9 protein-coding genes are annotated in these 12,298 nt (G+C 45.9%); 5 read left to right on the forward strand and 4 right to left on the reverse strand.

What is annotated here, in order from left to right; genetic code table 11:
- Position 1: 1 nt before the first annotated feature.
- Positions 2 to 2,143, reverse strand: a complete 2,142-nt coding sequence (locus VBY75_RS05640; protein ID WP_416511443.1) for an FAD-dependent oxidoreductase — start codon at positions 2,141 to 2,143, stop codon at positions 2 to 4.
- 9 nt (positions 2,144 to 2,152) lie between these two features.
- A complete protein-coding gene (locus VBY75_RS05645; protein WP_416511445.1) occupies positions 2,153 to 4,477 on the reverse strand; it encodes a TonB-dependent receptor in 2,325 nt (774 codons plus the stop codon).
- Between the two features lie 206 nt (positions 4,478 to 4,683).
- Here VBY75_RS05645 and VBY75_RS05650 point away from each other — a divergent pair, with 206 nt between their 5' ends.
- Entirely contained in the window at positions 4,684 to 5,601 is a 918-nt protein-coding gene (locus VBY75_RS05650; RefSeq protein ID WP_416511447.1) for a cupin domain-containing protein, read from the forward strand.
- Positions 5,602 to 5,764: 163 nt separating this feature from the next.
- Here VBY75_RS05650 and VBY75_RS05655 read toward each other — a convergent pair whose 3' ends face one another.
- Positions 5,765 to 8,728, reverse strand: a complete 2,964-nt coding sequence (locus VBY75_RS05655; RefSeq protein WP_416511450.1) for a TonB-dependent receptor plug domain-containing protein — start codon at positions 8,726 to 8,728, stop codon at positions 5,765 to 5,767.
- A 334-nt stretch (positions 8,729 to 9,062) separates the two neighbouring features.
- Here VBY75_RS05655 and VBY75_RS05660 point away from each other — a divergent pair, with 334 nt between their 5' ends.
- The 4 genes from VBY75_RS05660 to VBY75_RS05675 all read left to right on the forward strand — a co-directional run bounded on the left by VBY75_RS05660 (position 9,063) and on the right by VBY75_RS05675 (position 11,657).
- The gene (locus tag VBY75_RS05660) at positions 9,063 to 9,602 is read left to right on the forward strand and encodes a carboxymuconolactone decarboxylase family protein (protein ID WP_199495004.1); all 540 of its coding nucleotides are present in this window, start codon (positions 9,063 to 9,065) and stop codon (positions 9,600 to 9,602) included.
- Positions 9,603 to 9,649: 47 nt separating this feature from the next.
- Positions 9,650 to 10,048 (forward strand): hypothetical protein, encoded by a 399-nt coding sequence (locus VBY75_RS05665; RefSeq protein ID WP_054491194.1) that lies wholly within the window; start codon positions 9,650 to 9,652, stop codon positions 10,046 to 10,048.
- Positions 10,049 to 10,059: 11 nt separating this feature from the next.
- A complete protein-coding gene (locus VBY75_RS05670; protein WP_054491193.1) occupies positions 10,060 to 10,851 on the forward strand; it encodes a DUF547 domain-containing protein in 792 nt (263 codons plus the stop codon).
- Positions 10,852 to 10,934: 83 nt separating this feature from the next.
- Positions 10,935 to 11,657 carry a DUF1499 domain-containing protein gene (locus tag VBY75_RS05675; protein WP_054491192.1) on the forward strand — a complete coding sequence of 241 codons (723 nt, stop codon included), beginning with the start codon at positions 10,935 to 10,937 and terminating at the stop codon, positions 11,655 to 11,657.
- Between the two features lie 45 nt (positions 11,658 to 11,702).
- Here the strand turns inward: VBY75_RS05675 and VBY75_RS05680 are convergent, their stop codons facing one another.
- Complete coding sequence (locus VBY75_RS05680) at positions 11,703 to 12,290, reverse strand: FlgO family outer membrane protein (protein WP_054491191.1); 588 nt, start codon at positions 12,288 to 12,290, stop codon at positions 11,703 to 11,705.
- Positions 12,291 to 12,298: the final 8 nt, after the last annotated feature.

The following is a 12,298-nucleotide window of genomic DNA, read 5'->3' on the forward strand; positions in this document are numbered from 1 at the left end:
GTTAACTCCGGCGCCAGCGATGAAACTTCTCAACCCATGCTAGCAGCTTCTGTGGGGCGTTGGCCCGCTTCCACTCTCCGGCAACGTATTTATTGGCTTCTGCCAGCGTCGGATAACTGTGTATGGTACCCAATATTTTATTCAGACCAATACCATGTTTCATTGCCAGCACATACTCCGCCAGCAACTCTCCGGCCTGCGGCCCAACAATATTCACACCCAACAGTTCGTCTTTACCAGGTTTGGTCAGAACTTTCACCCGACCAAAAGCATTGTCATCGGCAATAGCACGGTCCAAATCGCCAATATCGTATTCAGTCACCTCGTACGCCTTACCTGCTTTCTCGGCCTGCTGCTCAGTTAGGCCCACATTGGCTACCTGCGGCGAAGTATAAGTTACCCAGGGGATAACAGAATAGTCAGCACGGAATGTCTTAAAGGGGTCAAATAACGCATTCACTGAAGCATACCAGGCCTGATGCGATGCCACATGGGTAAACTGGTAAGGCCCGGCAACATCACCACAGGCGTATATGTTTGGAAAGTTAGTCTGAAGCAGTTCATTGGTACTGACCGTTTTATTGGTCTGTATCCCCAGTTCCTCTAACCCAAAGCCGGAGATATTAGGTTGCCGACCCAGTGCAATAATCACTTTGTCGAACGGCAACTGAGTTTCTTGCCCATCATGCTCAGCAATTAGAACCGATTCGCCATCGTGTTGCTCGAATCGCAGGGCCTTATGGTTCAATTTAATATCAATACCTTCAGCACTTAAACGCTCACTCAACAGACTGGCTGTGTCGTTGTCTTCCGGACCCATAAGCCGATCAGCCATTTCCACCTGAGTGACCTGCGAACCTAAACGCTGAAACGCTTGTGACAACTCACAACCAATGGGACCGCCACCCAATACCAATAAGCGTTTAGGCAGCTCTTCTAACTCCCATAATGTATCCGAGGTTAAGTAATCAACTTTATCCAGGCCTTCAAAGCTGGGTACTAATGGCTTTGCTCCGGTTGCAATAATAATACTGCGGGTGGTGATACGCTTTGTCTCGCCATTACTGGTAACGTCAACTTCCCAGGGCGAAACAATACGAGCCTCCCCCTGCTCAACATTAACACCCAGCTTGGTATAACGCTCAACCGAGTCGTGCGGTTCAATGTCCTTAATGACCGACTGTACCTGCTGCATCACTTGTTTAAAATCGACCGACACCTTTCCAACACTCACCCCAACGCGAGAGGCATTGCGTGCATTGTGAGCAAGCTCCGCTACGTGTAACAAAGCCTTGGAGGGCACACATCCGGTATTGAGGCAGTCTCCGCCCATTTTATGCTTTTCTATTAAGGTTACCTTTGCTTTTACCGCTGACGCTATGTAAGCACTGACTAACCCGGCTGAACCGGCACCTATAACCACCAGGTTATTGTCAAAAGACTTGGGCTTTTTATAACCTTTAAAGGCCTTACGGCGTTTCAAAAAGGCCAGTACAGCTTTAGCAATTAGCGGGAATATTCCCAGTAAAACAAAGGCACCAATTAAGTCCGCAGAAACGACATCCCCCAGACTGGATATCTGAGCCAGCTGGGTTCCTGCATTAACGTACACAGCGGTACCCAGTAACATGCCCACCTGACTGACCCAGTAAAAGGTCCACGCCTTTATTTTTGTCAGGCCCATAACCAGGTTAATAACGAAAAACGGGAACAGCGGAACCAGGCGTAGGCTCAGTAAGTAAAACGCGCCGTCTCGCTCCATTCCGCGGTTAATAGCGGTTAGGCGATCACCGAATTTTTCCTGCACCCAGTCATGCAGAATAAAGCGGGCGCTTAAAAAAGCCAGAAAGGCACCAAAAGACGCAGCAAAACTTGCCAGAAGTAAGCCCCAACCGAGCCCGAATATTGCCCCAGAACCTAGCGTCAGAATAGTCGCGCCGGGCAGTGATAACGCCGTTGTCACCACATAAATAACGAAATAAATAGCAAAGACAGTAAAGGGGTAATCAACGAAAAGCTGATTTAGCTGCTGTTGCTTTTCTTTTAAAACATCAAGCGATAAATACTGTGTCAGGTCAAACGCAAATGCACTGACAAACAGCGTAATAATAACGAGTAATAGCAACAGCTTCTTGGCTGACATAAAGCTTCCTTAAAATCTGTAGTTAACGCTTAAACGGGCATGTCTAGGCTGCGATGGAAAAGCCAGGGTTGCACCAAAATAACCGCCTTCAAATACCGGCGACCAGTTGTCCTGATCGGTTGCATTAAACACATCAATGCGGGCACTTAACTGCGGCGTAAACCGATACCGCGCGTTCAGGTTTAAGGTATGCTGGTCACGTATAAATACGGTCTGCAGATAATCCAACGGATAATGCTTGGTATAGCTTAAGTCACCACCTACTGACCACTCAGGCGTAACCTGCCAGCCAGCAACAGCCGAAGCCTGCACTTCCGGAATCCCCTGAAGCTGCTGATTAGAAGCCGGGAATAGAGTGAAATTCGGAGAGCCTACACCCGTACCTTCTATAATGTCGGGCCGTGAATCATCAAACGCATCGGCTATCTGACCTGTTCCCTGTGAGGCTGCGGAATCATCCCAACGCGCATCAATGTAGCTGGCGGCCAGAGTTATCCAGTAGCCTGCTTCGTGCGTTCCTGAAGCGGAAGAGAAGTGCCACTGGGTCTCAAAACCCTCGGTGCGAATACCGCTGTTCGACCCATCACGATTCCGCAAACTGCGCTTTTGGTCAAAAAACACGGCGTCGGCGTACCAACGCGTATCACCCGGAGCGTACTTCACGCCCAGCTCGTAAAGCGAGTTCTCTGTCGCAAAGTTCTGCGCATCGATTTGGCCAGACGCATTCAATACAGTCCCTCCGGCCATTGAGTTCGACGTCGAGTCACTTTCATAAGCTGTAGCATAGAATGTAAGCTCGGGCGTCCAGTTGTACTGTGTTGATAAACTAACGGCCGTCAACCAGTCGCTGTAGGTATCATTAGCAGCTTCAACGCCCTGCGGCGCTATTGGGTCTTCAGCTTTTACATCATAATAATCGGCTCTTACCCCGCCCGTAATGCGCCACTTGTCGGTAATGTCCAACTCGTGTTGAGCGAAAGCGCCCCATTGGTAACTGGTTGAATTTGTGGTGTCCGATAAATTGAAATCACCTGCACCATCACCGTCAATATCGTACTGACTACCTGGTGATACAAATAAACCCGGGCGTAGCTCAATTAAGCGAGCTTGCTGCTCATCGGTTAAAGGAATTCGGCGGTTACTGACAGGACCGGTTAAGTCGATAGGATTATCCGCCTCGGTCGTAAACTGGCTATAACCAAGTACGTCGTTAACTCGCAAATTCACACCCACCACTGTCTTCTTATTAATGTGAAGTTCGGTCCGATTTTCGAAGGTATGCGCGTCATCAATAATTTCGACAAAACTGTTCTGGTTAATGCCTTCTCGGGTTAAGTACTGATAGTAGGTACGGTTAACCAGCACCATATCGTCGTTCAGCCAGTGCTGAAGTTTGGCATGCAATAATGTCGTCTCAGCAGTATTCGTGTCCAGAGGATCCGTCAGCGTGGTGCTGCGGTCAATTTCCACTTCTCCGGTAGGGCTGATAACCGCGCCGGCACCCGGAACCTGTGAACCATTTGGCTGAACGCCCTGCCCCGTAATGTACAGGTTATTGTCGATAAGGTTCTGCGTTGGCCGGTTGATACCGGCATTATCTGTCCACTCTACGTCATAATACTCAAGCGAGACATCCAGCTGTGTATCATCGTTCGGGGCAAACTTATACGCTAGCAGAATATCGTCACTGCGATGATGGTGGTAATCGTAAAAACTGTCTTCATCCACATACTCAGCGCTAATGCGCAGACCCTGTTCGTTTTCTTCTAACACCCAGTTGTGGTCAAGCTGCAAGCGTTGCTGACTCCACTCGCCAAACTGCGCTTTTAATGTCGAGTCTGACTCAGTCACACGAGCCGTTTTAGGCTGCAAATTCACAAAGCCGCCAACGCGCTGCGAAGTGCCAAGCATGACCGGCGGCGCGCCTTTAACCACAGCGATACTTTCAATGGCGTTAAATGACATAGGAACTCCCAGGCCATTATTCCCGGCCTGACGGCGCATACCTGCTTCATAGAGCTCGCCCAGCTGGCCCCGAAGTGTCGGTAATGACGGGCTACCAAAGCCCGCCGCAGCAAAACTATTTGGCGCAAAACGAGCAATGTCATGTAAGTCGTTAATTGCGGCTTCTTCCATTAACGAGCCACTAATTGCGGTGGCGGCGCGCGGAATATCCTGCAAGCTTTCAGCTAAGCCAAATAAGCCTTCGGTTGACTCTTCAGAGGGTAATACCACCCCTGAGTCATCGCGACCAATTACCTCTATCACTTCCATTGGCTTTTCTTGTGCAACTGCCGTTAAAGGTAATAAACCGAGCCACAACCACTTTTTCATTCTTGTTTTCCTTATTTACACTTTGTATTTGCCAAGTAGCACTAAAAACTTTTATTAGCCGCGCCAGTCGATTACGCCTTTCATTAACAATAAGATCGTTTTTCTCTCAATTAAGTCACCGGAAGTAAAAGCAAAGCTGCTAAATCTTTACTCCCAACTAGCATCAAGCATAATAGCCAGTATTAACTAATTGAATTGATAACGGAATGACAAAAACAACAGAACACACAACTCAAACAACGGAAGCCCTAAATGAACTGCTAGAGCAAGTAGCGCAGGGTACCGAACTCCACTTCGAGTCAGGCCTTTGCGGAGACTGGACTCTAATGGTCAAACGGCCGGAAAAAGTTGCGTTTCATGTTGTCACAAAAGGAGATTGCTGGTTTGGCTTTCCTGATTCTTCCGTCGCCCCTGTAAAGCTCAGTGCATCCGATATCATTTTCGTGAATAAAGGGGTTTCACACTTTTTGAGTGAGACTCAGATCCCATCCGATATCAATGAATCAGATATTCCCCAGTATTGTCAGCCCGACCATCAACAATATGGTGTTGTCTGCTACGATGTAAAATCGGCTCCGGGAGCAAATGACACGTTATTTCAACTATTACCGCCCTGGCTCATTCTGAAGCAAGCCGACCAGTACCAGCAGTTGTCACATATTATCGAGATGATCAGATTTGAGACAACTCAGCAAGCCCCCGGATACCATACCGTAATTAGTCGACTCAGTGACGTTCTTGCTCTTAACCTGCTGCGGCAAGTTATTGATCAAGGCGAGTCTCTCAATGGACCTTTAGCGGCGCTCAATGATCGCCAGTTACGCTCGGTGGTTATTGCGATAATTGACGAACCCGGAGCAGACTGGTCAGTAGAACACCTGGCAGAACTCGCCTATTTGTCGGTCAGTGCATTTGCAGAGCGGTGCATCAAGAAAACTGGCCTGACGCCCAAAAAACTCGTCGATCAGCTTCGACTACAAAGAGCGCGAATGTTACTCAATGGCTCGCAGCTACCGCTGGACTTAATTGCAGAGCAGCTCGGTTATCAGTCGGCAACTGCTTTTAGCCGTTTCTTCAAAAAGTATGCAGGTATCTCTCCTGCGGATTATCGTAACGGTCATTGAGCTGGAACTGAGAAATAGACTCGTAGTCAAGCAAAAGAGGCTCCCGTGCAATCCTTTATATCTAAAGGGTTCTAATAAATAAAAAGCCCCTCCGAAATGGAAGGGCTTTAGTTGTTAAACTCTAATTTTCTAGACCTTTATCGTTCCAGAGAAAATATAGAAATTAGAAGTTAAATGACGCACGCAAGTATGCAAAACGACCAATATTGTCATAAATTGCAGAACCTGCTCCCGTACCTGTTGTAGTGCCAGGTAATCCTCGGTTGAAGAAGTTATCAACACCTAAAGTTAGGCCTAATCCATTATCGAAAGTATAGCCAGCAGTTACATCAGTTACAGCGTAGCTACCATATTCCATATAGTTACTTGGATTCGGGTTACTCTCTAAATCGGTAGGCGTATAAAGATCCACACCATCTAGGAAGCGAGTTCGAGTTCCAAATGCCCAGTTATCAATAGAGTAATTGATATTAAACTGTAATTGGAGCTCCTGATCACCTAGAACACCCGCGTAGTCAGTGAAGTTTTCTGGCTCATCAGCAAAAGGAAAGTCTTTTGCTTCAATCAGTTTAGTACCGATTAAGTTAGTATTAAACTGACCGCCTAAAGCTGCAAAGTCATAACTCATTTCGAAATCAACACCGGAGTTCAGTGAACGTGCAATGTTAAGCGCGAAGCCACGGATTAAACTGATTTCGCCTGTTGCCGGATCACGAGTCACCAAATCACAGAACTGATTGTTGACAGATTCAGCGTCAACACAGCGATCCAGAACGGTCTGAAAACCAATACTACTGATAGTGTCGTCAATATCAATTTCCCAGTAATCAACAGTCGCACTAAAACCTTCAAACCAAGATGGTGAATAAACGATACCAGCAGTGATTGACTCTGAAGTTTCTTCCATCAAATCAGGGTTACCACCAACTAAGGTTTCCAAAGTTGCTGAGTCGTAACTTGAGTCAAAGCCAGCCGGAACACCTAATGCGGCACAGTTTGCTTCACGTTGAGCACGACTTTCTGCTGTTTGATTAGCCAAGTTTGATACTTTACAGGGGTCATCAACATTAGCGAAAGACTGGCTTTGTCCAGAGAATAGCTCGTCAATGTTTGGCGCACGAATCGCTTCTGAATATGTGAAACGTGAACGTAATTCATCATTGATAGTCCAGTCTAGACCAAGCTTCCACGCTGTCGCTCCACCGATGGTAGAATAGTCCGCATAACGCACTGCAGCATCTAAGTTCAATTGTTGAACTAAAGGAGCATTAGCCAGTAAAGGAACCGTTACCTCACCAAAGATTTCTGAAACATCATAAGAACCGTCAGTTTCGCCCAACGCATTAAAGAAGGTTGCGCCTGTTTTCGCAAAATCATCTTCAACCGTTACGCTTGACTCATCACGATATTCAACACCACCAGCAAAACCTATAAAGCCTGCCGGTAGCTCATATAAAAATGAGTTACTGAACGTTGCGTTAAATACCACTTGTTCAATTTCAGAAGTACCAATAGATGTTGTTGTTACGTAATCCTGAGCAGCATCACTGGCCATACCCTGTCCAAACGGATTGTAAGGCACACAGCCATCAGCCTGAGCTTCTTCGCTACGGCAAACAATATTACCATTGCCATCATCAACCGCATCAAGCGCCCATTCCATATTCTGAAGAATAACGTTAGCACCATTAACACGCTCTATATCAGACTTACCCCAAACCAATGAAACGTCATATGACCAATCTTGGTTTAGCATTCCTTCGAGTCCGGCAACCGCGCGAGTGGTTTCACGAGTATTCTCTTCAATGCGTCGGCCAGCATCATTGTACATGCGGCTTAAACCAAGGAACGGAACACCAAGTTCGTCCATTTGATTTGCCATGCCTTCAGGCATAAAAGCGTTGTCACGTTTAACAGCATAAGGATAGTTATTTGCAGCAGATCCTAATGAGAAGAAACGGAAAAATGGTTGACCAATGTTCTGACCTTCACTTTTAACGTACTTAGCGTCGTAGTAAAAGTTCATGTCATTGTTGATTTCATAGTTACCTTTCAGATTGTAATTCACTCGCGAGAATTCCGGCTGAATTTCACTGAATTGACGTAAGTTAATGTAATCACAATCCTGACAAAACAAACGAGCTGAGTCGACAACATCTCCAGTATAGACGTCACGATAGCTACCGTCCGGGTTAAACGTACCTAGTACGCCACCAGTAAACGGGTTCCACGTAGTACCTGCGGTTGAAATTGCATAATACCCAGCGTTAGGAAGTGTTAACACATCTGGGTATGCAGGATCATCTAACTGTTCGTCGGTACGAGGACCGTAAAGCGACTCCCAACCAAAACTACCATAAGACGTTGCCGTCCATGGGTTATCTAGGGCATTGAGTGATTCCTGAGCGTTGTATTCAGCCGAAAACGCAATGTTCCCTCTGCCCCCCGCAAAGTTTGTTCCGTACGAAAAGGTATACTTTTCGTTACTGTAGTCACTATTTTCCGCGTACCCGCGTGTTGCCGTAACGTCTAATCCCTCAATGTTTTTCTTAAGGATAAAGTTAACAACACCAGTTACTGCGTCTGCTCCATAAACAGCTGAAGCTCCACCTGTAATAATCTCAACTCGTTCTATCCACGAGCTAGGAATTGTGTTTGTATCTACGGCACTTGAACCGGGGGCTGAAGCAACGTGACGTTTTCCATCAACCAATACCAATGTCCGGTCTGTACCCATATTACGCAGGTTAAGCGTGCTTATCCCAGCAGTACCGATAAATCGACCAGAGTTCGCAAGTGTGAAAGTAGTTGCCAATGCAGGTAAACGACTTAACACCTCACCGATGTTCATAGCGCCTGTTTCGACGAGATCATCACCGCTAATAACGGTTACTGGCGACGGTGCGCTTGCGCCTATACGTGCTATACGTGAACCCGTTATCTGAATTTTTTCAACATCTTGATTCTCGGCTTGACGCTGCTCTGATGCGGAGTTAACGACCTCCTCTTCAGAACCAGAATTCACGTCTGTTTGCTGAGCCATTGTCGGCGCAGCTAAAAATGCAGAACCGACACCCGCCATTAAAATATTTTTAATAGAGCGAGCCAATAATGACTGTTCGTTCATGTTCAGTCTCCCTGAATCTATTTAATTAATTTTATAGTTGTATAATTAAAGACCACATATTCTAGACCTGCCTTGTTTTCAGGCAAACCCTTTAGCAATACGATCCAGAGAGAAGAAGACCACATCTTCTTTTCAATTGCAACATTTTGTTAACGATGGAAACAAAAAATATGTATAGCTTTTTTTACTATTCACCGTTATCCAAACTCTAATCTTTTCTTAACAGAAACACCTGTCTGTATGACTAAAACACTCAAGCTGACATCTGCCTTCTTTTATTTTTGAGCTTTTATTCTATATTGATACTCACAACTCAAAACGTCAGGAGTAAAGTATGAGTGATTTCAAACGACACGACAAAGAGTCAGCGCCGGAGGAAAGTAAAAAGCTGCTAGAAGGCTCAGAGAAAGCTTTCGGTATGATTCCAAACTTGCACGCCGTTATGGCTGAAGCGCCCGGTATTCTCGAAGCCTACCAGCAAGTACACGAGCTTTTTGTGAATAGTAGCTTTGACGAAAACGAGTTAACCGTTGTTTGGCAAACTATTAATGTATTCAATGAATGCCATTACTGTGTTCCTGCCCATACCGCTATTGCCAAAAATATGGGCGCCGATGATTCAATCACAGAAAATATCAAAGCGGGTAAGGCTTTAGACGACGATAAGCTAGAGGCGTTACGCCAGTTTACCCTGGTAATGCTTAAGAAACGGGGAAACGCCAGTGAAAGTGAACTTGAGTCCTTTTATGAAGCCGGTTACGGACAGCGTCAGGCATTGGAAGTGATCTTAGGTATTGCTCAGAAAACCATGAGTAACTTTACCAACCATATTGCACAGACGCCTATTGATGAACCCTTTAAGAAGTTTGCGTAGCTTGTTGTTACATCAGGTGAAGTGCAAAACCAACAACGGAAACAACTATGAGCCAATCACTCGAACAAAAACTCCCGTGGGCGCTGCTTGCCCTGCGGGTTGGTATTTTCATTGTAATGTTTGTCTGGGCGTTAGATAAATTTGTAAACCCGGGACATACCGCCGCGGTATTCGAAGGTTTTTATGGTATTAGCGGATTATCAGCCACTTTGGCTGCAATTCTGGGTGGCCTTCAAATTGCACTATGTCTGGCATTTTTAGCCGGGCTATGGAAAAAAGTTACCTACGGACTCATTCTAATCTTACACGCGGTATCGACTTTTTCCTCTTTCCCACAATACTTAGATGCCTTTAATAATCTTCTGTTTTTTGCAGCATGGCCTATGCTGGCAGCCTGTGTTGCGTTGTTTATACTGCGCGACTACGATACCAAACTCAGTCTTTAAGGTAGCCGCCAATGCGAATACTCGTATTTATTACAGGTGCTGTGTTTCAAATGGCTGCGTTCGCGCAGTCATTTGACCACTCGCATGAAAATTTTACTCAAGTGTTAGACAAGCAAGTCGTAGTCTATGACAACAACTTAAAGTCTGCGGTTAACTACAATCAATTAGCTCAAAACAGTGAGCCGCTTAACACCTACCTGGATGCACTTTCAGCCGTAGAAAAACCGATGTATCAAAGCTGGACTAGCCAACAGCAGCTTGCGTTTTTAATCAACGCATACAACGGCTTTACTCTAAAACTTATCGTCGACAATATTGAGGAGTTTCGTTCAGGTGAAGCTGAGTCCATTCGGGACCTGGGTGGATTATTCTCTACACCGTGGGAAAAGTCTTTTTTCACGCTACTAGGAGAGAGGCGCACGCTGGACTGGGTTGAACATGAAAAAATTCGAGTCGACTTTGACGAACCACGAATACATGCCGCCTTAGTTTGTGCCGCTATCAGTTGCCCCAAACTTCGTGCTGAAGCCTTTACAGCTGAAAACCTGAATACCCAGTTAGACGACCAAATGCTCACCTTTTTAAATGATCGTGACAAAAATGGTATTGATGACAAAGGCATTTATTTGTCTAAAATTTTTGACTGGTATCGAGACGACTTCAACGGTCTTCAGGACTATCTTTTAGAATACATCAGTGCGCTTTCTGGTGACCCCAGGCAAAAAGAGAAAATGAAACAACAAAGCTTAGATATCCGCTTTGTTGACTACAACTGGACATTAAACAGTATAGATAATCGCTGACGTTTAAAAACTGTTAAATTCTCGTTGACCCAAACCCGGTATAGTGACGTAATATCAGGCAACCTTATTAAGGAGATTGCTCTATGAAAGCGTTACACGGTTTGTTTATTTTTCTCGGGTTACTGTCTGTGGTGCTCCTTGCCATATCGGGGCCTTTATATAAAAGCGGCACGGCCGAGCTTGGAACAGCTTTTTTAATGCTCCGCTGGGCGGCCTATATTGGTGCGGCAGCCTTTGTTCTTAATATTATTGGGTACTTAATTAGACGCCCACAGGGGCTTGTAGCAGGGCTTAGCGGTCTGGCAATTATTGCGGGCGGCTTTGCGTTCTATATGCCTTTCAGCCAGTACTTAAAAGCTCAGAACGTTCCCGCAATTCACGACATTACAACCGATACACAAAACCCACCGGAGTTTGTCGCTATTGCGCCATTGCGTGCTGACGCATCTAACCCGGTTGAATACGCCGGCGAAGATACCGCAAAACAACAACGCAAGGCTTACCCTGAACTCACAACTTATGAGTCGCTGGAGTCCCCGGATGAACTTTTTTCAGCCGCTTTATTAGCCGTTGATAAAATGGGATGGGAGTTAGTCGACAGCTCAGAAACCGAAGGGCGTATTGAGGCCACTGCCACTACCACCTGGTTTGGCTTTAAGGATGACGTTGTTATCCGGATTCGTGCTACAGCAGACGGCAGTGAGTTAGATATTCGCAGTAAGTCTCGTGTTGGACGCAGTGATGTTGGTAAAAACGCTGATCGTATCCGCGAATATTTATCTCAGCTAAAACCTGAGCTGCGATAATTTAACAGAATGGGCCTGGCTGATAACCGACAGGCCCAATGACTTCTATGGCGCTTTTCTAAGTAACGGCTGACCATCATTTTCATCTAACTGTCGTACAGCAGATTCAGGTAAAAACACCTGGGCAACGCTAGCAACTTTTTTAGAGTTAATGTCGACTAAACGCGTGTTAACCATTATGCCGTCACGATGTCTGGATAAAGTCCCCACCACAACATGAGAAATTGGCATGATCTCGTCCAGCTCCAGATAATCCCGACTTAGCGCAAAGTCACCGTTACTGGTAACGCGTATAAAGTCCGTTGTTTTAAAATCCATAACATTCCAGTTACGGCGATGCAGTTCCAGCATCAGTTGTTCTGACAGTACCTGACTCAAAGCTGAGCTCTCATCATACTGGCTGGTAACGCCAACCAAGTGCGTAACACCAACCTGTGCTTCTTCCAGTTTAATACTGGCGTTGTCTACTAATTGCTGCGCCAGCTCTGCGGTAAACTTGGCACTGCCCGGTTGCTGATAAACATCAGAGCTCTTTTCTTCGGCGTTATCATGCGCAACTGGCTGCTTAGCCGGTAAAACAGTGCAGGCTGTGGATAAAGTAAGTGTGAGTAATGTTGTTAAAAATACTTTCATTATCAAAA

Source organism: Idiomarina sp. HB, assembly GCF_048059115.1.
Classification (GTDB): Bacteria; Pseudomonadota; Gammaproteobacteria; order Enterobacterales; family Alteromonadaceae; genus Idiomarina; species Idiomarina abyssalis.